Genomic DNA, 21,099 nt, shown 5'->3' on the forward strand with positions numbered 1-21,099 from the left:
CCCGTGAACCAGCCGGCGGCCGTCAGGCCGCCGCGAGCAGGAGTGTCCCGGCCACGGCGAGCCCGGCGCCGACCACCTGGACGGGACGCAGCCGCTCCTTCAGCACCCCGCGGGCCATCAGCGCGGTGACCACCGGATAGAGCGAGGCCAGCACGGCGGCCACCGCGGCCGAGCCGCTGTGCGAGGCCATCGCGTACGTGCCGTTGGCGGCGACGTCGGCCACGCCGACCGCGGTGAGCGCGGGGAGCCTGTCCCGCAGGCCGGGCAGGAGCCGGCCGCCGCGCCCGCCTTCGCTGTCGCGCCCGCCTCCGCTGCGGCCCCCGCCCTTGCTGCCGCGCAGGCTGAGCAGCAGCGCACCGCCGCCGACGGCGACGTTGCAGAGCCGCTGGACGCAGAGCACCAGCAGCAGCCCACCGCCGGCGGAGGCGTGCGCGATCAGGGCCATCACCGCGCCGAAGCCGAAGGCGGCGGCGAGGGTGAGCGCCAGCACCCGCCGGGCAGCGGCCGGTCCGCCCCGCTCCGGCCCGCCGGCCAGCACGACGCCGACCACGGCGACCGCGATCCCGGCGGCCTGGCCGAGCCCGGGGCGCTCGCCCAACGCCAGACCGACGCCGACCGGTACCGCCACGCCTATGGTGGCCAGCGGCGAGACCACGCCCATCGGGCCGAGCGCGAGCGCCCGGTAGAAGGCGAGCATGGCGAACGGGCCGATCACCCCGGCGGCGACGGCGTACCAGAGGGCGGGGGAGACGTCCGTCCAGCCGCCGGTGGCCAGGACGGCGGCGAGCAGCAGCACGGTGGCGGTCAGCTGGGAGGCGACCACCACGGCCAGCGCCGGCAGCCGGCGGGTCAGCGCGCCGCCGCCGAAGTCGGCCAGGCCCCAGAGCAGGCTGGCGGAGAGGGCAAGCAGGGCGCTCATGAGACGACCCGGAGGGCCCGCAGAACGTAGGACAGCACAATGTACCCCGCAGTACAGTCGAATGGACTCGTTGCCGAGTGGGCAGCTTAGTCCACTCAACTGAACTATTCGAATCAATATACTGAACTGGACTGACCGCGTGCCCGACCCCGACCTCGTCTCCCAGGCCCTCGCCCGGAACCTCAAGCGTGTACGCGCCGAGCGCGGCCACACTCTCGACGCGCTCGCCGCCCGCTCCGGCGTCAGCCGGGGCATGATCGTCCAGATCGAGCAGGACCGCACCAACCCGAGCGTGGCCACCGTGGTCCGGCTCGCCGACGCGCTCGGCGTCTCGATCGCCCGGTTGCTCGACTACGACGAGGGCGCGGGCGTCCGGATCGTCCCGGGTGACCAGGCCGTCCCGCTCTGGACCGGGCCGTCCGGTGGCACCGGCACACTGCTCAACGGTGTCGAGGCGCCCGGACCGCTGGAACTGTGGGCCTGGCGGCTGGAGCCGGGCGAGGGCTACGGCTCGGAGCCGCACCCGGCGGGCACGGTGGAGATCATCCGGGTCGAGGAGGGCGAGCTGACCCTCGTCCACGGCGAGCGCGAGCACCTGGTGCCGGCCGGCAGCACCGCCTCCTTCGACGCCTCCTACGCCCACGCCTACCGCAACGCGGGGACCGCCGCCGTACGGCTGACCATGGTGGTCTCCGTCCCGCCGCCGCGCTGAGCCGCCCGTGGACGTGAAGCGTGGACGTGAAGCGGCGCCCGACCGGCCCTCAGGGGGGTCGGTCGGGCGCCGCTTCGGCGTTTCGCGCGGACGGGCTCAGCTGTGCCGGTCGCCGTACCGCCGGCGGAACCGCTCGACGCGGCCGGCGGTGTCCATCACGCGGGACTGGCCGGTGTGGAACGGGTGGCTCGCCGAGGAGATCTCGACGTCGACCACCGGGTAGGCGTTGCCGTCCTCCCACTCGACCGTCCGGTCGCCGGCCGGGGTCGTGCGGGTCAGGGTCGAGCGGGTCAGGAACACCAGGCCGCCGGCCTTGTCGCGGAAGACGACCGGGCGGTAGGCGGGGTGGATGCCGGGCTTCATGGCGGGGCTCCTCTCGGGAGTGCGGGCGGGGTCCGGGGTCAGCGCTCTTCGCGGAAGTCGACGTGCTGTCGGGCGGCCGGGTCGTACTTGCGCAGCACCATGCGGTCCGGATCGTTGCGGCGGTTCTTGCGGCTCACGTACGTGTAGCCCGTCCCCGCCGTGGACCTGAGCTTGATGATCGGGCGAAGTTCGCTGCGGGCCATGACTGTCCTCCTGGTGGGTTCTCGGGCGGTTCGCGTCGGCCCGAACCGCACTCCGCAATGGGAGTCATTTTCATGTGGTCCAACACGGCTTCCCCCCTGCCCATTCCCGGCCCCCGCCGCGGCCCGTTGCCGACCCCCGGGGCGACATGTGCTCGGGTGGGGGTGCTCGGCGGGCGGATCGGGGTGGGGCTCCGTAGGCTCGACGCATGTCTGATGCGTACGCGGGCCGGCGGGAGCGGCTGAGGGAGCACTGCAGTGCGACCGGGGCCGATGCGGCGCTGATCACCCGGGCGGCGAACGTGCGGTACCTGACCGGGTGCCCGCCGTGCGGGGCGACGCTGCTGCTGACCCGGGAGCGGGTGCTGCTGGCGCTGCCGGACGACCTGCCGCCGGACGACACCGGGGAGCACCTGATCGCGGAGGACGTGACCCAGGTGCCCGTGGCGGCGGGGGCGGACACCGCGCTGGCGGCCGCCGCGGCTGCGGCGCGGCTGCGGGTGTCGGACCTCGCGGTGGAGGAGCACGATCTGACCGTGAGCCGGCACCGGGCGGTGGCGGGCCTGGCCGAGGGGGTCCGGCTGGCGGATCTCGCGCAGGCGGTCGAGCGGCTGCGGGTGGTCAAGGACGAGCACGAGATCGCCGACCTGCGGATCGCGGCCGAGATCGCCGACCAGGCGCTCGGCGAGCTGCTGGAGTCGATCCTGGTCGGCCGGACCGAGCGGCATCTGGCGATGGAGCTGGAGCGCCGGATGATCGACCACGGCGCGGACCGGGCGGCCTTCCCGGTCTCGGTCGGCACCGGCAGCCACTCGGGCCAGCAGGCGCACCAGCCGACCGACCGGCGGGTGGAGGAGGGCGACTTCCTCACCGTGGTGCTCGGCGCGCAGTACCGGGGGTACGGGGTCTCCACGGCGCGGACCTTCGTGATCGGTGCCGCCCCCGCGCCCTGGCAGGTCGAGCTGCACCGGCTGGTCTTCCGGGCGCAGCGGGCCGGGCGGGAGGCGCTCGGGCCCGGGGTCGAGCAGTACGTACCCGACCAGGCGGCGCGGGAGATCCTCCAGGCGGCCGGGCACACCGAGAGCTCGCCGCACCCGGTCGGCCACGGTATCGGGCTGGAGATCCGGGAGGCGCCGCGCCTCGGTCCGTCGGACATGGGTAAACTGGACAGCCGCGTACCGGTCACCGTCGGCCCGGGGGTCCACCTCCCTGGCAAGGGCGGGGTCCGGATCGAGGACACGCTCGTCGTGCGCCCCCTCGAAGAGGGCGGACCCGAGCTGCTCACCATCACCACCAAGGAGCTCCTCGCCCTGTGACCCGCGGCTGCCCGGGAGGCTGCCGCAGGCGGCAGGACGCACCCCTTGGTTCCTTGACAGCTATATCCAGGAGTAAGTGCGCCCGTGGCTTCCACGAACGATCTCAAGAACGGCATGGTCCTCAAGCTGGAGGGCGGCAAGCTCTGGTCCGTCGTCGAGTTCCAGCACGTCAAGCCCGGCAAGGGCCCGGCCTTCGTGCGGACCAAGCTCAAGGAGGTCCTGACGGGCAAGGTCGTCGACAAGACCTTCAACGCCGGCACCAAGGTCGAGACCGCCAACGTCGACAAGCGCGGCATGCAGTTCTCGTACAAGGACGGCGAGAACTTCGTGTTCATGGACACGGACACCTACGACCAGACCACGGTCGAGCCGGCCGTCGTCGGCGACGCCGCCAAGTACCTGCTGGAGGGCTTCGAGGCCCTGGTCGCCATGTACGAGGGCGCCCCGCTGTACATCGAGCTCCCGGCCTCGGTCGAGCTGACCATCTCCCACACCGAGCCGGGTGTGCAGGGCGACCGCTCCACCGGTGGCTCCAAGCCGGCCACCCTGGAGACCGGCGCCGAGATCGCCGTCCCGCTGTTCATCGTGACCGGCGAGAAGATCAAGGTCGACACCCGCGACGGCAGCTACCTCGGCCGGGTGAAGTAAGTCCGTGTCGGCCGCACGCAGCAAGGCCCGTACCAGGGCCTTCCAGATCCTCTTCGAGGCCGACCACCGCAACGTCGACCCGCTGACCGTCCTCGCGGACTGGGTGGCCCGTGCCCGGGATCCCAAGCCGGACGAGGGCACCCCGCAGGTCGGCGAGTACACGATGGAGCTGGTCGAGGGTTATGTCCAGCACGCCCGCCGGATCGACGACCTGATCTCGGAGTACGCGGTGGGCTGGACGCTCGACCGGATGCCGATCGTGGACCGCAACGTCCTGCGGCTCGGCGCGTACGAGCTGATCTGGGAGGACGGCGTCCCGGACGCGGTCGTCCTGGACGAGGCCGTCGAGATCGCCAAGGAGTTCTCCACGGACGACTCCCCGGCCTTCGTCAACGGCCTGCTCGCCCGCTTCCTGGAGCTGAAGCCGAGCATCCGCCGGTAGCAGCACCCGACGTACGGCCGCCGGATCCCCCATCGAAGGGATCCGGCGGCCGTCGTGCGTTGCGCCCGGGTGGCCTGACGTGGAACCCTACTCGCCAGTAACCTGGTGCGCCGGCGGCCCCGCTCGCCGGCGACCCCGCAGCGAAGGGCAGGCCACCCCCATGACCACGGCGATCCGCAGCGAGTTCGACCAGGGCATCGCCCTGACCCGCCACCCGGACGAACCCGGCCGCTACGACGGCGAACTGGGCTCCGGCTGGCAGATCGGCGGCGGAGTCAACGGCGGGCTGCTGCTCGCCATGGCCGGCCACGCGCTCTCCCTGGAGCACGGCGCGCAGGAGCCGGGCGGCCACGCCGACCCGGTCTCGATCAGCGGCTACTACCTCTCCGCCTCCACCCCCGGCCCGGCCACCGTCCGCACCGAGGTGCTCCGCGCCGGCCGCTCGCTCTCCACCGGCACCGCCTCGCTGAGCCAGGACGGTGTCGAGCGGCTCCGGGTAGTCGCCAGCCACGGCGACCTCGCCGCCGCCGACGGCGAGGTGCGTACCACCGCGCAGCCGCCGCAGCTGCCGCCGCCGGACCAGTGCATCGGCGTCGAGCACGCCCCCAAGGAGCTGATCGCGCAGGCCGCCCTGCTGGAGCGGTTCGACCTGCGGCTCGACCCGGCCACCATCGGCTGGGCGCTCGGGCAGCCCTCCGGCAACGGGCGGATCCAGGGCTGGTTCCGGCTCGCCGACGGCCGCGAGCCCGACCCGCTGCTGCTCCTGCTGGTCGCCGACGCGCTGCCGCCGGTCACCTTCGACCTCGGCCTGCCCGGCTGGGCGCCCACCATCGAGCTGACCGTCCACCTGCGGGCCCGGCCGGTGCCCGGCTGGCTGCGCGTCACCCACGCCACCCGCAACGTGGCCGGCGGCTACTTCGAGGAGGACGCCGAGGTCTGGGACGAGGCCGGCCGGCTGGTCGCGCAGTCCCGCCAGCTGGCCCGGGTGCCGCGCCCGGTGTGACGCGTGACGGGCGCGGCGGTGTGGCCGGGGCGGGCCGAAACACCCGCCTCACGTTCGGTTACATTCCTGTGACACGCCGTACGTGTGCGACACGCGGGGTTGGGGAGGACAACGGTCAGCGGTACTACCCGCCGCTGACCTTGATCCGCCCGTCCGCCCCAGGAGCCCACGATGAGTCGCAACGGCCGCGCCCGCCGCACCCCCGACTGCACCGCCGCCGGCCCGCGCCCCCGCGCGCGGTCGCGGCACGAGCGGGCCGAGCGGCGCCCGGCCGGCGGCGACCAGGCCTTCGTCATCGGTGTCCTGACCAGCGCCGCCGACTTCGAGCGCGCCCGCGCCTGGCGCCTCTCCGACGCGCCCGACTACGCGTCCTACCTGCGGGACACCGCCGAGCTGCTGACGGAGGCCCAGCGCGGCTTCGACACCGTCCGGGCACGGATGTTCCACCCCCAGGACTTCGAGGAGTTCTGCCTGCTGAACGGTCTCGACCCGGCCGAGCCGGGCGCCCGCGACCGCTACCTCGTCAACCCGCCGCTGCAGACCCAGCTGCTCGCCTACCAGGGCGAGGAGCTGGCCGGCGACTTCGTGCCCCGGCTGGTCCGGGCCCGGGAGAACGGGCTGACCCTGCGCCACGCCGACCTGCTGCTGGACGGCGGGCTGTACGAGGGGCGTGGCCGCGCGGTGCGGGAGGCGTACCAGCGCGGTGCCGAGGTGTTCCGCCGGATGCTGGTGGGCGCCGGTGCCGGGGTGTACGAGCTGCGGCTCGCGGTGGACGCGCCCGGCGGGCGGCTCACGGCGGCGGCCCGGGTGCTGCAGTGGGAGGACGGCGTCGTGCGGATCAACGACGAGGACCTGGAGCTGCTCTGCGCGGTGCTCTGCGCCGGGCTGGCGCGGGAGCTTCCGGGCCTGGCGGTGCTGCACGGCGCGCAGGGCTCGGCGGCCTCCTGCGGGGAGTACCGGCAGACGGCGTGGGCCTGGGTCAGCGGTGGGCAGGACTGGGCCCCGGCCGAGGGCGCGGTGCGGCTGGACGGGGTGGCGGCGGAGCCGGGCTACTCGCTCGGCACGGTCTGCTGAGCCGTCGGCGGGGCCCGGTGGGGGCCCGTGGCCGTACGGCGGTGCCGGGGTCCGTGGCCGTACGGCGGTGCCGCGGTGCGGGCCCGTGGCGCACGGACGCGCGACGGCGCGGGCCCCGGTCCGGGGCGCCGCGCCGTGACGTTTCTGCTGAGCTCCGCCCGTTTCTGCAGGTGAGGGCGGGGCGGAGCCGGTGTGGCGAGCGGTCAGCTCGCCTCCTCCTCGCGCACCGCACGGCGCGCGTCGGGGTTGAGCACACCCCAGGAGATCAGCTGCTCGGTGAGGATCGACGGCGACTGGTCGTAGATCACGGCCAGCGTGCGCAGGTCGTCCTGGCGGATCGAGAGCACCTTGCCGTTGTAGTCGCCGCGCTGGCTCTGGATGGTGGCCGCGTAGCGCTGCAGCGGGCCGGCCTTCTCGGACGGGACCTGGGTCAGTCTTTCGAGGTCCAGCACCAGGCGCGGCGGCGGCTCGGCCGCACCACCGGGCGTACCGCCGGGCAGCAGCTCCTGCACCGGCACGCCGTAGAACTCGGCCAGCTCGGCCAGCCGCTGCACGGTGACCGCACGGTCGCCGCGCTCGTACGAGCCGACGACGACTGCCTTCCAGCGCCCCTGGGACTTCTCCTCGACACCGTGCAGGGAGAGCCCCTGCTGAGTGCGGATCGCTCGGAGCTTGCCTCCGAGTTGCTTCGCGTAGTCGCTGGACATTGGTCTCCCCGGACGAGATTGCTTCGCGTTCAGTGGTGGGTCACGGGCGATCGCCGACGTCGTTACCGGTGGGTTCGACGCCCGTCTCGTAACTCACTGTGAGGTTACGTAGAGTGAGGTAGTTGCGTCAAGCCGAATGGGGCAGTCGTGCGAATGGCCCGCATCGGCGGAACGTCCGGGGCGTTAACCCGATGAAGCGGAATGGTGTCGGTCCGTTTGCCGGTGGCCGCGCTGGTACGATGGCCGGAGCCCGCGCCACGTCGGCGGGGGCCATCCCAGACATCCTTTAAGGCCCGTCCCGTGAGGCGGGGAAGGAGGTCCGCTTCGGCATGACCGCAGACCACGAAACCACGCCGCGGCCGCCGCACCAGGTGCTGGACGGCACGGACATCGCCCGGGTGATCACCCGGATAGCGCACGAGATCGTCGAGCGCGCCAAGGGCGCGGAGGACGTCGTGCTGCTCGGCATCCACACCAGGGGCGTCCACCTGGCCCGCCGCCTGCACGCCAGGCTGGCCCAGATCACCGGCCGCGACATCCCGCTCGGCACCCTGGACATCACCATGTACCGGGACGACCTGCGGCTCAAGCCCGCCCGCGCGCTGGAGCACACCGAGATCCCGGGTGACGGCATCGACGGCCGGCTGGTGATCCTCGTCGACGACGTGCTCTTCTCCGGCCGCACCATCCGCGCCGCGCTCGACGCGCTCAGCGACATCGGCCGCCCACGCGCTGTGCAGCTCGCCGTCCTGGTCGACCGCGGCCACCGCGAGCTGCCGATCCGGGCCGACTACGTGGGCAAGAACCTCCCCACCTCGCTGCGCGAGGCCGTGCAGGTCCGACTCGCCGACACCGACGGCGTGGACGCCGTGCTGGTCGGCGACCGCGACTACGCGGCCCGCTCCTCGCAGGCCCTGGCCTCCCGGCCGTCCGAACCGCACCTCCCGGAGTAACCCGCGTGAAGCGCCACCTCGTCTCCGCCGCCGACCTCACCCGCGACGACGCGCTGCTGATCCTGGACACCGCCGAGGAGCTGGCCCAGCTCTCCGGACGGGCCGTCAAGAAGCTGCCCACGCTCCGTGGCCGAACCGTCGTCAACCTCTTCTTCGAGGACTCGACCCGCACCAAGACCTCCTTCGAGGTCGCCGAGAAGCGGCTCTCCGCCGACGTCATCAACTTCTCGGCCAAGGGCTCCTCGGTCTCCAAGGGCGAGAGCCTCAAGGACACCGCGCTCACCCTGCAGGCCATGGGCGCCGACGCGGTCGTCATCCGGCACCACGCCTCGGGTGCGCCGGCCAGGCTCGCCCAGTCCGACTGGCTGCGCGGCAGCGTCATCAACGCCGGTGACGGCACCCACGAGCACCCCACCCAGGCGCTGCTCGACGCCTTCACCATGCGCCGCCACCTCAACCCCGGCGCCGGCCACGATCTCGCGGGCCGCCGGGTGACCATCGTCGGCGACATCCTGCACAGCCGGGTCGCCCGCTCCAACGTGCACCTGCTCACCACCCTCGGCGCCCACGTCACCTTCGTCGCCCCGCCGACGCTGCTGCCGATCGGCATCGAGAACTGGCCCTGCGAGATCAGCTACGACCTGGAGAGCGTGCTCCCCAAGACGGACGCGCTGATGATGCTCAGGGTCCAGCGCGAGCGGATGAACGCCGCCTTCTTCCCGACCGAGCGCGAGTACAGCCGCCGCTACGGCCTGGACGGCAGCCGGATGGCCCAGCTGCCCGAGCACGCCATCGTGATGCACCCCGGCCCGATGGTCCGCGGCATGGAGATCACCGCCGACGTCGCCGACTCGCCGCGCTGCACCGTGGTCGAGCAGGTCGCCAACGGCGTCTCCGTCCGGATGGCCGTCCTCTACCTGCTGCTCGGCGGTGCCGTCTTCGCCGACGGCCCCGCCGAAGCCGCCCCCCGCACCGACTCCGTGGAGACCGCTCAGTGACCACCTACCTGATCCGCAACGCCCAGCTCCTCGGCGGCGCCCCGCAGGACCTCCACCTCGCCGACGGCGTCATCAAGGAGATCGGCACCGGCCTCACCGTCGAGGCCGACATCGACATCGACGCCAGCGGCCTGATCGTCCTGCCCGGCCTGGTCGACCTGCACACCCACCTGCGCGAGCCCGGCCGCGAGGACGCCGAGACGGTGCTCACCGGCACCCAGGCCGCCGCCAAGGGCGGCTTCACCGCCGTCCACGCGATGGCCAACACCTTCCCGGTGGCCGACACCGCCGGCGTGGTCGAGCAGGTCTGGCGGCTCGGCCAGGAGTCCGGCTACTGCGACGTGCAGCCGGTCGGTGCCGTCACCGTCGGCCTGGAGGGCAAGAAGCTCGCCGAGCTCGGCGCGATGCACGAGTCCGCGGCCGGCGTCCGGGTCTTCTCCGACGACGGCAAGTGCGTGGACGACGCGGTCATCATGCGCCGCGCGCTGGAGTACGTGAAGGCCTTCGACGGGGTCGTCGCCCAGCACGCCCAGGAGCCGCGGCTCACCGAGGGCGCCCAGATGAACGAGGGCCAGGTCTCCGGCGAGCTCGGGCTCGGCGGCTGGCCGGCCGTCGCCGAGGAGGCGATCATCGCCCGCGACGTGCTGCTCGCCGCGCACGTCGGCTCCCGCCTGCACGTCTGCCACGTCTCCACGGCCGGCTCGGTCGAGATCATCCGCTGGGCCAAGGCCAAGGGCTGGGACGTCACCGCCGAGGTCACCCCGCACCACCTGCTGCTGACCGACGAACTGGTCCGCTCCTACGACCCGGTCTACAAGGTGAACCCGCCGCTGCGTACCGCCGCCGACGTGCAGGCGCTGCGCAAGGCGCTCGCCGACGGCACCATCGACGCCGTCGCCACCGACCACGCGCCGCACCCGGCCGAGGACAAGGACTGCGAGTGGGCCGTCGCCGCGATGGGCATGGTCGGCCTGGAGACCGCGCTCTCGGTGGTCCAGCAGACGATGGTCGACACCGGCCTGCTGAACTGGGAGGGCGTCGCCGACCGGATGTCGCACCGCCCGGCCCGGATCGGCCGTCTCCGCGGCCACGGACGGCCCGTCTCGGTCGGTGAGCCGGCCAACCTGGTGCTGTTCGATCCCGCGTACCGTGGTGCCGTGAACCCCGACAGCTTCGCCACGCGCTCCCGCAACACCCCCTACCGGGGCCTCGACCTGCCCGGACGGGTGCACGCCACCTTCCTGCGCGGCAACGCCACCGTGCTCGCCGGCGAGCTGGTCGAGCAGGGCGGGCTCGCGTGAGCTCGGTCGCCCTGCTCGCCCAGGAGCAGGCCAGGGTCACCAACTGGCCCGGATACATCGGCTGGGCCGTCGGCCTGCTGGTCGTCATCGGCCTGGTCTACTGGCTGATGCGCCAGGGCTGGAACTGGCGCCGCACCCTGCAGTCCGGCATCCCGGCGCTTCCCGCCGTGCCGGAGCGTGCCGGGCGGACCATCCTGGAGACCAGCGGCCGGTACCACGGCACCACCACCGCCGGGAACTGGCTGGACCGGGTCGTCGCGCACGGCCTGGGCACCCGCAGCCGCGCCGATCTGACCCTCGGCGACAACGGCCTGCTGGTGCGGCGCCCCGGTGACGTCGACCTCTGGATCCCGGCCGAGCACCTGACCGGTGCCCGGACGGACTCCGGGATCGCCGGAAAGGTCGTCCCGTCCGGACTGCTCGTCGTCACCTGGACGCTCCCCCAGCCTTCGGCCGGGGGGACCCCCACGGGCATCGCCCTGGACTCCGGCTTCCGGGCCGACCACCCCGACGAGCACACCGCCTGGGTCGAGGCGATCGCTCAACTCGCAACACGTACGAAGACGAAGACGGAAGAGGCCGCTCCATGACCGCACCTGCCCCCACCACGCAGCGCCAACGGCGGGAGCGCCCGTTTTCGAACAGGGAGGCTGCCGTGCTCGTCCTGGAGGACGGCCGGACCTTCCGCGGCCAGGCCTACGGCGCCACCGGCGAGACGTTCGGCGAGGCGGTCTTCAACACCGGCATGTCCGGCTACCAGGAGACCCTCACCGACCCGTCGTACCACCGCCAGATCGTCGTGATGACCGCCCCGCAGATCGGCAACACCGGCTGGAACGACGAGGACGACGAGTCCCGGCGGATCTGGGTCGCCGGCTACGTCGTGCGTGACCCCGCCCGCGTGGCGTCCAACTGGCGCTCGCGCCGGTCGCTGGACGAGGAGCTGGCCAACCAGGGCGTCGTCGGCATCAGCGGCATCGACACCCGGGCGCTCACCCGCCACCTGCGCGAGCGCGGCGCCATGCGCTGCGGCATCTTCTCCGGCCAGGGGCTGGCGGACGACGCCGCGCTGCTGGCCAGGGTGCAGCAGTCGCCCGAGATGAAGGGCGCCGACCTCTGCGCCGAGGTCGCCACCACCGAGCCGTACGTGGTGCCCGCGATCGGCGAGAAGAAGTTCACCGTCGCCGCGCTGGACCTCGGCATCAAGGCGATGACCCCGCAGCGGATGGCCGAGCGCGGCATCGAGGTGCACGTGCTGCCGGCCAACGCCACGCTGGAGGACGTCTACGCCGTCGAGCCGGACGGCGTCTTCTTCTCCAACGGACCGGGCGACCCGGCCACCGCCGACCACCAGGTCGCCGTGGCGCAGGGCGTGCTGGAGCGCAGGACCCCGTTCTTCGGGATCTGCTTCGGCAACCAGATCCTCGGCCGCGCGCTGGGCTTCGGCACCTACAAGCTCAAGTACGGTCACCGCGGCATCAACCAGCCGGTCCAGGACCGCACCACCGGCAAGGTCGAGGTCACCGCGCACAACCACGGCTTCGCCGTGAACGCACCGCTGGACAAGGTGAGCGACACGCCCTACGGCCGCGTCGAGGTCTCCCACGTCTGCCTGAACGACGACGTGGTCGAGGGCCTCCAGGCGCTGGACGTGCCCGCCTTCAGCGTGCAGTACCACCCCGAAGCGGCAGCCGGCCCGCACGACGCGGCCTACCTCTTCGACCGGTTCGTCGCGCTCATGCGAGGCGACGACAAGCACAGTGTTGAGCTCATGGAGGGCCAGCGTGCCTAAGCGCACTGACATCAAGTCCGTCCTGGTGATCGGGTCCGGCCCGATCGTGATCGGCCAGGCCGCCGAGTTCGACTACTCGGGCACGCAGGCCTGCCGGGTGCTCAAGGCCGAGGGCCTGCGGGTCATCCTGGTCAACTCCAACCCGGCCACGATCATGACCGACCCGGAGATCGCCGACGCCACCTACGTCGAGCCGATCACCCCGGAGTTCGTCGAGAAGATCATCGCCAAGGAGCGCCCCGACGCCCTCCTGCCGACCCTCGGCGGCCAGACCGCGCTCAACACCGCGATCTCGCTGGACGCCAACGGCGTGCTCGCCAAGTACAACGTCGAGCTGATCGGCGCCAAGGTCGATTCGATCCACAAGGGCGAGGACCGCGAGCTCTTCAAGGGCGTGGTCGAGGCGGTCAACGCCAAGATCGGCCACGGCGAGTCCGCCCGCTCGGTCATCTGCCACACCATGGACGACGTGCTGGCCGGCGTCGACACCCTCGGCGGCTACCCGGTCGTGGTCCGCCCCTCCTTCACCATGGGCGGCGCCGGCTCCGGCTTCGCCCACAACGAGGAGGACCTGCGCCGCATCGCCGGCCAGGGCCTGACCCTCTCGCCGACCACCGAGGTGCTCCTGGAGGAGTCCATCCTCGGCTGGAAGGAGTACGAGCTGGAGCTGATGCGCGACAAGAACGACAACTGCGTCGTGGTCTGCTCCATCGAGAACTTCGACCCGATGGGCGTCCACACCGGTGACTCCATCACCGTCGCCCCGGCGATGACCCTCACCGACCGCGAGTACCAGATCCTGCGCGACATCGGCATCGCCGTCATCCGCGAGGTCGGCGTCGACACCGGCGGCTGCAACATCCAGTTCGCGGTCAACCCCGAGGACGGCCGGGTCATCGTCATCGAGATGAACCCGCGCGTCTCGCGTTCCTCGGCGCTGGCCTCCAAGGCGACCGGCTTCCCGATCGCCAAGATCGCCGCCAAGCTGGCCGTCGGCTACACGCTGGACGAGATCCCCAACGACATCACCGAGCAGACCCCGGCCTCCTTCGAGCCGACCCTCGACTACGTCGTGGTGAAGGTCCCGCGCTTCGCGTTCGAGAAGTTCCCGAGCGCGGACGCCACGCTGACCACCACCATGAAGTCGGTCGGCGAGGCCATGGCCATGGGCCGCAACTTCCCCGAGGCGCTCAACAAGGCGCTGCGGTCGCTGGAGAAGAAGGGCTCGCAGTTCTCCTGGGCCGGCGAGATCGGCGACAAGGACGAGCTGCTGGCCAAGGCGGTCGTGCCCACCGACGGCCGGATCAACACCGTGATGGACGCCATCCGGGCCGGCGCCACCCAGGAGGAGGTGTTCGAGGCCACCAAGATCGACCCGTGGTTCGTCGACCAGCTCTTCCTGCTGGACGAGATCGCCGCCGAGCTGGCCGAGGCCGAGCGCCTCACCCCCGAGCTGCTGCGCCACGCCAAGCGGCACGGCTTCTCCGACCAGCAGATCGGCGAGATCCGCGGCCTGCGCCCCGACATCGTCCGCGAGGTCCGGCACGCGCTCGGCATCCGCCCGGTGTTCAAGACCGTCGACACCTGCGCCGCCGAGTTCGCCGCCAAGACCCCGTACTTCTACTCGTCCTACGACGAGGAGAACGAGGTCGCCCCGCGCACCAAGCCCGCCGTGATCATCCTCGGCTCCGGCCCGAACCGCATCGGCCAGGGCATCGAGTTCGACTACTCCTGCGTGCACGCCTCCTTCGCGCTGGCCGACGCCGGGTACGAGACCGTGATGGTCAACTGCAACCCGGAGACCGTCTCCACCGACTACGACACCTCCGACCGGCTCTACTTCGAGCCGCTCACCCTGGAGGACGTCCTGGAGATCGTCCACGCCGAGCAGCAGGCCGGCCCGCTGGCGGGCGTCATCGTCCAGCTCGGCGGCCAGACCCCGCTCGGCCTGGCCCAGGCGCTCAAGGACAACGGCGTGCCGATCGTCGGCACCCAGCCCGAGGCGATCGACCTCGCCGAGGAGCGCGGCGCCTTCGGCCGCGTGCTGCGCGACGCGGGCCTGCCCGCGCCCAAGCACGGCACCGCCTTCTCCTTCGAGGAGGCCAAGGCGATCGCCGACGAGATCGGCTACCCCGTCCTGGCCCGCCCGTCCTACGTGCTCGGCGGCCGCGGCATGGAGATCGTCTACGACGAGGCCTCCCTCGCCTCCTACCTGGAGCGGCACGCCGGCCTCATCTCCGAGCACCCGGTGCTGATCGACCGCTTCCTCGACGACGCGGTCGAGATCGACGTCGACGCGCTCTACGACGGCACCGAGCTCTACCTCGGCGGCGTCATGGAGCACATCGAGGAGGCCGGCATCCACTCCGGCGACTCCGCCTGCGCGCTGCCCCCGATCACCCTCGGCGGCTACGACATCAAGCGGCTGCGCGCCTCCACCGAGGCGATCGCCCGCGGCGTCGGCGTCCGCGGCCTGATCAACATCCAGTTCGCGCTCTCCGGCGACATCCTCTACGTGCTGGAGGCCAACCCGCGCGCCTCCCGCACCGTGCCGTTCACCTCCAAGGCGACGGCGGTGCCGCTGGCCAAGGCCGCCGCCCGGATCTCGCTCGGCGCCACCATCGCCGAGCTGCGCGCCGAGGGCCTGCTCCCGGCCGACGGCGACGGCGGCACGCTGCCCGCCGACTGCCCGATCTCCGTCAAGGAGGCCGTGATGCCGTGGAGCCGCTTCCGCGACGTGCACGGCCGCGGCGTGGACACCGTCCTCGGCCCGGAGATGCGCTCCACCGGCGAGGTCATGGGCATCGACAAGGTCTTCGGCACGGCGTACGCCAAGGCCCAGTCCGGTGCGTACGGCGCGCTGCCGACCCGGGGCAAGGTCTTCGTGTCGGTCGCCAACCGGGACAAGCGCAACCTGGTCTTCCCGGCCCGCGCGCTGGTCGGCCTCGGCTTCGAGGTGCTCGCCACCGCCGGCACCGCCGAGGTGCTCCAGCGCGGCGGCATCCCGTCCACGCTGGTGCGCAAGCACAGCGAGGGCGAGGGCCCGAACGGTGAGAAGACCATCGTCCAGCTGATCCACGACGGTGAGGTCGACCTCATCATCAACACGCCGTACGGCACCGGCGGCCGCCTCGACGGCTACGAGATCCGCACCGCCGCCGTCGCCCGCGCCGTACCCTGCCTGACCACCGTCCAGGCCATGGGCGCCGCCGTCCAGGGCATCGACGCGCTGCTGCGCGACGAGGTCGGGGTGATGTCGCTCCAGGAGCACGCCGAGCTGATCAACGCCGGCCGCAGCAAGTAGCACCACCGCAGTGGGGGGCACCGAACCGCCGGGTGCCCCCCACTGCCATGCCCACCCTCCCCAGCCTTTCGGCCGGGAGGACCCCCAGGCCCGCCACCGCCACCCTGCCGACGGGCTGCGCCCGCCCCCGATGGGAGCCCTGTTTTGTACAAGCTGCTGTTCGACCTCGTGTTCAAGAAGATGGACCCGGAGAAGGCCCACCACCTCGCCTTCTTCTGGATCCGGCTGGCCGCCTCGGTGCCCGGGCTGCGCACCGTGGTCAAGCTGGTGCTCGCCCCGCGCGACCGGGCGCTGCGCACCACCGCCCTCGGCCTCGACCTGCCCGGCCCGTTCGGCCTCGCGGCCGGCTTCGACAAGAACGGCGTCGGCATCGACGGCCTGTCGATGATCGGCTTCGACTACGTCGAGATCGGCACCATCACCGGCGAGCCGCAGCCCGGTAACCCGGCCCCGCGGCTGTTCCGCCTGGTCGAGGACCGCGCGCTGATCAACCGGATGGGCTTCAACAACCAGGGCTCGGCCCGGGTCGCCGCCCGCCTCGCCCGGCGCCCGCACACCACCTCCACCCCGGTCGTCGGCATCAACATCGGCAAGACCAAGGTGGTCGAGGAAGCCGACGCGATCGGCGACTACGTCAAGTCCACCGAGCGGCTCGCCAAGTACGCCGACTACCTGGTGGTCAACGTCAGCTCCCCGAACACCCCCGGGCTGCGCAACCTCCAGGCCGTCTCGCACCTCGGGCCGCTGCTCGAGGCCGTCCGTGAGGCCGCCGACCGCTCCACCGCGCACCACGTGCCGCTGCTGGTCAAGATCGCCCCCGACCTGGCCGACGAGGACGTCGACGCGGTCGCCGACCTCGCCCTGGAGCTGGGCCTGGACGGCATCATCGCCACCAACACCACCATCGGCCGCGAGGGCCTGCGCACCCCCGCCGCCCGGGTCGAGGAGATCGGCATGGGCGGCCTGTCCGGCGCCCCGCTCAAGGAGCGCGCGCTGGAGGTGCTCCAGCGCCTGCGCGCCCGCACCGAGGGCCGGCTGACGCTGGTCTCGGTCGGCGGCATCGAGACCGCCGAGGACGCCTGGCAGCGCATCGTCCACGGCGCCGACCTCGTCCAGGGCTACAGCGCCTTCATCTACCAGGGCCCGTTCTGGTGCCGCGGCATCCACAAGGGCCTCTCCGCCCGCGTCCGGGCCGGCGGCTTCCGCAACCTGGCCGCCGCCGTCGGCAGCGCCGTCCCCGCCCGCAAGGCCTCCTGAACCCCCCCCCACGCTCTCCCGCCCCTCCGGAAAGGACGTCATGACCCTCGCCCCCTTCGGCGCCCGCCTGCGCCAGGCCCTCGACACCCGCGGCCAGCTCTGCGTCGGCATCGACCCGCACGCCTCCCTGCTCGCCGCCTGGGGGCTGGAGGACTCCGTCGCAGGCCTGGAGACCTTCAGCCGGACCGTCGTCGAGGCCCTGGCCGACCGGGTGGCCGTGCTCAAGCCGCAGGCCGCCTTCTTCGAGCGCTTCGGCTCCAAGGGCGTCGCGGTGCTGGAGAAGTCCGTCGAGGAGGCCCGCGCGGCCGGCGCCCTCGTCCTGATGGACGCCAAGCGCGGCGACATCGGCTCCACCATGGCCGCCTACGCGGAGGCCTTCCTCGCCGCGGGCAGCCCGCTCTTCTCCGACGCCGTCACCGTGAGCCCCTACCTCGGCTTCGGCTCGCTGCGCCCGGCGCTCGACCTGGCCGCCGCCAACGGCGCGGGCGTCTTCGCGCTGGCGCTCACCTCGAACCCCGAGGGCGCCGAGGTGCAGCGCGCGGTCGGCGCCGGCGGCGAGACGGTGGCCGCCTCGGTGCTGCGGCAGCTGGCCGCCGAGAACGCCGGCGCCGAGCCGCTCGGCTCCTTCGGCGCGGTGGTCGGCGCGACCCTGGCCGACGCGGGCGTGGACCTGGCGATCAACGGCCCGCTGCTGGCTCCCGGCATCGGCGCCCAGGGCGCCACCATGGCGGACCTGCCGCGCGTCTTCGGCGCCTCGGTGCGCAACGTGGTGCCGAGCGTCAGCCGGGACGTGCTGAAGCACGGCCCGACGACGGCGGCCCTGCGGGAGGCGGCGGACCGCTTCGTCCAGGAGTACGCGGACGCGGTGAAGTGAGTCCGCGAGGCGGTGAAGTGAGCCCGCGGAGGCGGTGAAGCGCGTCCGCGGAGGCGGGGCGGCGGACCGCGACGGGGCGGTGGGACGAGCCGCGCGGACGCGGTGAAGCGGTCCGATGACCCTGCGCAGTGGCGCGACGGGGTGGTGCGGCGTCTCACGGCCTGACGTGAGCGCGGTCACATCGGTACCGCCAAAGGTCCGCAATCGCGGTCATTTTGCCCGGGAAAGTCCTGGTCGGCCTTGGCTGACCAGGACTTTTCGTGTTCTTTTCCTGACGTGGCGCCGCAATCCGGGTAGTGTCCGGCGATAGGTCATCGAAGAGCGGCGATTCCCGTTGCTCTCGCAGGTCAGAGCCGTGAGGTTCCTCTGCGGCCGGTGTCCTGGGAACCAAACCAGTCATAGCTCAATCCCTTCCTTCCACACCCTGAGGTGAACGGCGTGGCTCTTCCGCCCCTTACCCCTGAACAGCGCACCGCCGCGCTCGCCAAGGCCGCCGAGGCTCGCCGGGAGCGCGCCGAGGTCAAGAACCGACTCAAGCACTCCGGCGCCTCTCTGCACGAGGTGATCAAGGCCGGCAAGGCCGACAACGACGTGATCGGCAAGATGAAGGTCTCCGCTCTCCTGGAGTCCCTTCCGGGCGTCGGCAAGGTCCGCGCCAAGCAGATCATGGAGCGCCTCGGCATCAGTGAGAGCCGTCGCGTCCGTGGCCTCGGTACGAACCAGATCGCCTCCCTGGAGCGGGAGTTCGGCGGCGGTGCCGCCTGACCGTGCCCCCGTGGTCCCGGGATCGTCCGCGATCCGGGATAATCGGTGCATGAGTGAGCGTCCGCGGCTGACCGTGCTCTCCGGCCCTTCGGGGGTCGGCAAGAGCACGGTCGTCGCTCATATGAGGAAGCAGCACCCCGAGGTCTGGCTCTCGGTGTCGGCGACGACCCGCCACCCGAGGCCGGGCGAGCAGAACGGGGTCCAGTACCACTTCGTCGACAACGACGAGTTCGACAAGCTGATCGCCAACGGCGAGCTGCTGGAGTGGGCCGTCTTCGCCGGAAACCGCTACGGCACCCCGCGTTCGGCGGTGCTGGAGAAGCTGGAGCGCGGCGAGCCCGTCCTGCTGGAGATCGATCTGCAGGGCGCCCGCCAGGTGCGCGAGTCGATGCCCGAGGCGCAGCTGGTCTTCCTGGCTCCGCCGAGCTGGGACGAGCTGGTCCGCCGGCTCACCGGCCGGGGCACCGAGCCGCAGGACGTGATCGAGAAGCGGCTGGAGGCAGCCAAGGTCGAGCTGGCCGCCGAGACGGAGTTCGACACGACCCTTGTCAACACCTCCGTCGAGCAGGTAGCGACCGAACTGCTAGCCTTGCTCGGTGTAGCCTGACCTGTCTGTCTTTTCCACCCTTTCGGAAGGTTTTCGCGTGTCCTCTTCCATGACCGCGCCCGAGGGCATCATCAACCCGCCGATCGACGAGCTGCTTGAGGCCACCGACTCCAAGTACAGCCTCGTGATCTACGCCGCCAAGCGCGCGCGTCAGATCAACGCGTACTACTCGCAGCTCGGTGAGGGCCTGCTGGAGTACGTCGGCCCGCTGGTCGACACCCACGTGCACGAGAAGCCGCTGTCGATCGCGCTGCGCGAGATCAACGCAGGCATGCTGACCGCCGAGGCGATCGAGGCGGCCTGAGCCTTCTCCCGAAGGGCCCGTCGGACTTGTTCCGGCGGGCCCTTCGGCGTTCCCGGGGGCTCCGGGGGGCTGTGGGATCCGCCACAGGACGGGCACTGTGCGGGTGCTCGCCGAGGGGCCGTAGGGTGAGCACGTTCCAGATGTGGAGGAAGGCGCCGAGGTGGAGGAGACCGGGAGAATGAGCGCGACTTCGGACCGGACGGACGCCCCGCGCGTCGTCCTCGGCGTCAGCGGCGGGATCGCCGCGTACAAGGCGTGCGAGCTGCTGCGACGGTTCACCGAGTCCGGTCACCAGGTCACCGTGGTGCCCACCGAGGCCGCGCTGCACTTCGTCGGCGAGGCCACGTGGGCCGCGCTCTCCGGCCGGCCGGCCGCCACCGCGACCTGGGACCGCGTCCACGAGGTGCCGCACGTGCGGATCGGGCAGACCGCCGACCTGGTGGTGGTCGCCCCCGCCACCGCGGACCTGATGGCCAAGGCCGCCCACGGGCTCGCCGACGACCTGCTCACCAACACACTGCTCACCGCGCGCTGCCCGGTGGTGCTGGCGCCCGCGATGCACACCGAGATGTGGGAGCACCCGGCCACCCGGGAGAACGTCGCCACGCTGCGCCGCCGGGGCGTGATCGTGCTGGAGCCCGCCGTCGGGCGGCTGACCGGCAAGGACACCGGCAAGGGACGGCTGCCCGAGCCGTCCGCGATCTTCGACGCCTGCCGGGCCGTGCTGCGGCACGGCGGCGTCCGCTCCGACCTGGCCGGCCGGCACGTGGTGGTCTCGGCCGGCGGCACCCGGGAGCCGCTCGACCCGGTGCGCTTCCTCGGCAACCGCTCCTCCGGCAAGCAGGGCTACGCGCTGGCCGTGACCGCCGCCGCGCGCGGCGCGCGGGTGACGCTGCTCTCGGCCAACGCCGAGCTGCCCGACCCGGCCGGCGTCGATGTGGTGCACGTCTCGACCGCGCTGGAGCTGCGGGACGCCGCGCTGAAGGCGGCGGCCGACGCGGACGCCGTGGTGATGGCCGCGGCGGTCGCCGACTTCCGGCCGGCCGAGTACGCCACCGGCAAGATCAAGAAGGTCGAGGGGGTCGAGCCGGCGCCGGTCGCACTGGTGCGGAACCCGGACATCCTGGCCGAGATCTCCGCCCACCGGCCCCGTTCGGCTCAACTGGTCGTGGGTTTCGCGGCGGAGACCGACGACGTGCTCGCCAACGGCCGGGCCAAGCTCGCCCGCAAGGGCTGTGACCTGCTGGTCGTCAACGAGGTGGGCAACGGAAAGGCCTTCGGTCAGGACGTCAACGAGGCCGTTGTCCTGGGTTCGGACGGCAGTGAGACGGCGGTGCCGGTGGGCCCCAAGGAGGCGCTCGCCGACGTGGTCTGGGACCTGGTCGCCGAGCGGCTGGAAACGATCGCCGACTGATCCCGACCGGTGATCGTCCGATCTCAAAATTTCGGATTGGAGTGACGCGTGCCGGTAGCTGACCGTTACACTCCAGGAATCAAGTCTTTCCGGATGTCCCCGGTTCGCCGGGGGCCTTCAGTCAGCAGCCGCTGCAACCCCAGGGA

At 72.2% G+C, this 21,099-nt stretch carries 22 protein-coding genes; 18 read left to right on the forward strand and 4 right to left on the reverse strand.

What is annotated here, in order from left to right:
• Positions 1-22: 22 nt before the first annotated feature.
• Positions 23-919 (reverse strand): EamA family transporter, encoded by an 897-nt coding sequence (locus OG286_RS31505; protein WP_396321653.1) that lies wholly within the window; start codon positions 917-919, stop codon positions 23-25.
• A gap of 139 nt (positions 920-1,058) precedes the next feature.
• Here OG286_RS31505 and OG286_RS31510 point away from each other — a divergent pair, with 139 nt between their 5' ends.
• Positions 1,059-1,631, forward strand: coding sequence for a helix-turn-helix domain-containing protein (locus tag OG286_RS31510; RefSeq protein ID WP_396321652.1), 573 nt, complete (start codon positions 1,059-1,061; stop codon positions 1,629-1,631).
• Between the two features lie 96 nt (positions 1,632-1,727).
• Here the strand turns inward: OG286_RS31510 and OG286_RS31515 are convergent, their stop codons facing one another.
• Positions 1,728-1,994 (reverse strand): type B 50S ribosomal protein L31, encoded by a 267-nt coding sequence (locus OG286_RS31515; RefSeq protein ID WP_405365932.1) that lies wholly within the window; start codon positions 1,992-1,994, stop codon positions 1,728-1,730.
• Between the two features lie 38 nt (positions 1,995-2,032).
• Positions 2,033-2,197: a 50S ribosomal protein L33 gene (gene rpmG, locus OG286_RS31520; RefSeq protein ID WP_405365933.1), complete on the reverse strand. Its 165-nt coding sequence runs from the start codon at positions 2,195-2,197 to the stop codon at positions 2,033-2,035.
• Positions 2,198-2,403: 206 nt separating this feature from the next.
• On the opposite strand from rpmG, the gene OG286_RS31525 reads away from it, so the two are divergent.
• The 5 genes from OG286_RS31525 (at position 2,404) to OG286_RS31545 (ending at position 6,677) form a co-directional block, all read left to right on the forward strand.
• Complete coding sequence (locus OG286_RS31525; RefSeq protein WP_405365934.1) at positions 2,404-3,510, forward strand: M24 family metallopeptidase; 1,107 nt, start codon at positions 2,404-2,406, stop codon at positions 3,508-3,510.
• A gap of 84 nt (positions 3,511-3,594) precedes the next feature.
• Positions 3,595-4,158 (forward strand): elongation factor P, encoded by a 564-nt coding sequence (efp, locus tag OG286_RS31530; protein ID WP_148647556.1) that lies wholly within the window; start codon positions 3,595-3,597, stop codon positions 4,156-4,158.
• Between the two features lie 4 nt (positions 4,159-4,162).
• Positions 4,163-4,600: a transcription antitermination factor NusB gene (gene nusB, locus OG286_RS31535; protein ID WP_396321649.1), complete on the forward strand. Its 438-nt coding sequence runs from the start codon at positions 4,163-4,165 to the stop codon at positions 4,598-4,600.
• A 160-nt stretch (positions 4,601-4,760) separates the two neighbouring features.
• Positions 4,761-5,603: a thioesterase family protein gene (locus OG286_RS31540; protein ID WP_405365935.1), complete on the forward strand. Its 843-nt coding sequence runs from the start codon at positions 4,761-4,763 to the stop codon at positions 5,601-5,603.
• 171 nt (positions 5,604-5,774) lie between these two features.
• A complete protein-coding gene (locus OG286_RS31545) occupies positions 5,775-6,677 on the forward strand; it encodes a hypothetical protein (protein WP_396321647.1) in 903 nt (300 codons plus the stop codon).
• Between the two features lie 203 nt (positions 6,678-6,880).
• Here the strand turns inward: OG286_RS31545 and OG286_RS31550 are convergent, their stop codons facing one another.
• Positions 6,881-7,384 carry a transcriptional regulator gene (locus OG286_RS31550; RefSeq protein WP_031072501.1) on the reverse strand — a complete coding sequence of 168 codons (504 nt, stop codon included), beginning with the start codon at positions 7,382-7,384 and terminating at the stop codon, positions 6,881-6,883.
• A 329-nt stretch (positions 7,385-7,713) separates the two neighbouring features.
• Here OG286_RS31550 and pyrR point away from each other — a divergent pair, with 329 nt between their 5' ends.
• The 12 genes from pyrR to coaBC all read left to right on the forward strand — a co-directional run bounded on the left by pyrR (position 7,714) and on the right by coaBC (position 20,953).
• Positions 7,714-8,337 carry a bifunctional pyr operon transcriptional regulator/uracil phosphoribosyltransferase PyrR gene (gene pyrR / locus OG286_RS31555; RefSeq protein WP_396321646.1) on the forward strand — a complete coding sequence of 208 codons (624 nt, stop codon included), beginning with the start codon at positions 7,714-7,716 and terminating at the stop codon, positions 8,335-8,337.
• Positions 8,338-8,342: 5 nt separating this feature from the next.
• Entirely contained in the window at positions 8,343-9,335 is a 993-nt protein-coding gene (locus OG286_RS31560) for an aspartate carbamoyltransferase catalytic subunit (RefSeq protein ID WP_396321645.1), read from the forward strand.
• Positions 9,332-10,636 (forward strand): dihydroorotase, encoded by a 1,305-nt coding sequence (locus OG286_RS31565; RefSeq protein ID WP_396321644.1) that lies wholly within the window; start codon positions 9,332-9,334, stop codon positions 10,634-10,636. Before OG286_RS31560 ends, OG286_RS31565 begins: the two co-directional genes overlap by 4 nt.
• The gene (locus OG286_RS31570) at positions 10,633-11,226 is read left to right on the forward strand and encodes a hypothetical protein (RefSeq protein ID WP_396321643.1); all 594 of its coding nucleotides are present in this window, start codon (positions 10,633-10,635) and stop codon (positions 11,224-11,226) included. Before OG286_RS31565 ends, OG286_RS31570 begins: the two co-directional genes overlap by 4 nt.
• Positions 11,223-12,428, forward strand: coding sequence for a glutamine-hydrolyzing carbamoyl-phosphate synthase small subunit (gene carA, locus OG286_RS31575; protein ID WP_396321642.1), 1,206 nt, complete (start codon positions 11,223-11,225; stop codon positions 12,426-12,428). The genes OG286_RS31570 and carA overlap by 4 nt, the downstream gene beginning before the upstream one ends.
• The gene (gene carB, locus OG286_RS31580; protein ID WP_405365936.1) at positions 12,421-15,732 is read left to right on the forward strand and encodes a carbamoyl-phosphate synthase large subunit; all 3,312 of its coding nucleotides are present in this window, start codon (positions 12,421-12,423) and stop codon (positions 15,730-15,732) included. Before carA ends, carB begins: the two co-directional genes overlap by 8 nt.
• A 144-nt stretch (positions 15,733-15,876) precedes the next feature.
• Positions 15,877-16,989, forward strand: coding sequence for a quinone-dependent dihydroorotate dehydrogenase (locus tag OG286_RS31585; RefSeq protein WP_396321640.1), 1,113 nt, complete (start codon positions 15,877-15,879; stop codon positions 16,987-16,989).
• Positions 16,990-17,029: 40 nt separating this feature from the next.
• A complete protein-coding gene (gene pyrF, locus OG286_RS31590) occupies positions 17,030-17,863 on the forward strand; it encodes an orotidine-5'-phosphate decarboxylase (RefSeq protein WP_396321639.1) in 834 nt (277 codons plus the stop codon).
• 438 nt (positions 17,864-18,301) lie between these two features.
• Positions 18,302-18,628 (forward strand): integration host factor, actinobacterial type, encoded by a 327-nt coding sequence (mihF, locus tag OG286_RS31595; RefSeq protein ID WP_030056187.1) that lies wholly within the window; start codon positions 18,302-18,304, stop codon positions 18,626-18,628.
• 49 nt (positions 18,629-18,677) lie between these two features.
• Positions 18,678-19,235, forward strand: coding sequence for a guanylate kinase (gmk, locus tag OG286_RS31600; RefSeq protein ID WP_396321638.1), 558 nt, complete (start codon positions 18,678-18,680; stop codon positions 19,233-19,235).
• A 37-nt stretch (positions 19,236-19,272) separates the two neighbouring features.
• Positions 19,273-19,539: a DNA-directed RNA polymerase subunit omega gene (gene rpoZ / locus OG286_RS31605; RefSeq protein WP_030240625.1), complete on the forward strand. Its 267-nt coding sequence runs from the start codon at positions 19,273-19,275 to the stop codon at positions 19,537-19,539.
• A 178-nt stretch (positions 19,540-19,717) separates the two neighbouring features.
• A complete protein-coding gene (coaBC, locus tag OG286_RS31610; protein WP_396321637.1) occupies positions 19,718-20,953 on the forward strand; it encodes a bifunctional phosphopantothenoylcysteine decarboxylase/phosphopantothenate--cysteine ligase CoaBC in 1,236 nt (411 codons plus the stop codon).
• Positions 20,954-21,099: the final 146 nt, after the last annotated feature.

The sequence above is a fragment of the Kitasatospora sp. NBC_00039 genome (assembly GCF_045160625.1).
GTDB lineage: Bacteria > Actinomycetota > Actinomycetes > Streptomycetales > Streptomycetaceae > Kitasatospora.

Excerpts from the sequence above, each read along its gene's own strand:
- OG286_RS31505 (WP_396321653.1), bottom strand. The coding sequence starts at position 919 with ATGAGCGCCCTGCTTGCCCTCTCCGCCAGCCTGCTCTGGGGCCTGGCC.
- OG286_RS31515 (WP_405365932.1), bottom strand. The coding sequence starts at position 1,994 with ATGAAGCCCGGCATCCACCCCGCCTACCGCCCGGTCGTCTTCCGCGAC.
- rpmG (WP_405365933.1), bottom strand. The coding sequence starts at position 2,197 with ATGGCCCGCAGCGAACTTCGCCCGATCATCAAGCTCAGGTCCACGGCG.
- OG286_RS31525 (WP_405365934.1), top strand. The coding sequence starts at position 2,404 with ATGTCTGATGCGTACGCGGGCCGGCGGGAGCGGCTGAGGGAGCACTGC.
- OG286_RS31540 (WP_405365935.1), top strand. The coding sequence starts at position 4,761 with ATGACCACGGCGATCCGCAGCGAGTTCGACCAGGGCATCGCCCTGACC.
- OG286_RS31545 (WP_396321647.1), top strand. The coding sequence starts at position 5,775 with ATGAGTCGCAACGGCCGCGCCCGCCGCACCCCCGACTGCACCGCCGCC.
- OG286_RS31550 (WP_031072501.1), bottom strand. The coding sequence starts at position 7,384 with ATGTCCAGCGACTACGCGAAGCAACTCGGAGGCAAGCTCCGAGCGATC.
- pyrR (WP_396321646.1), top strand. The coding sequence starts at position 7,714 with ATGACCGCAGACCACGAAACCACGCCGCGGCCGCCGCACCAGGTGCTG.
- carA (WP_396321642.1), top strand. The coding sequence starts at position 11,223 with ATGACCGCACCTGCCCCCACCACGCAGCGCCAACGGCGGGAGCGCCCG.
- pyrF (WP_396321639.1), top strand. The coding sequence starts at position 17,030 with ATGACCCTCGCCCCCTTCGGCGCCCGCCTGCGCCAGGCCCTCGACACC.
- gmk (WP_396321638.1), top strand. The coding sequence starts at position 18,678 with ATGAGTGAGCGTCCGCGGCTGACCGTGCTCTCCGGCCCTTCGGGGGTC.
- coaBC (WP_396321637.1), top strand. The coding sequence starts at position 19,718 with ATGAGCGCGACTTCGGACCGGACGGACGCCCCGCGCGTCGTCCTCGGC.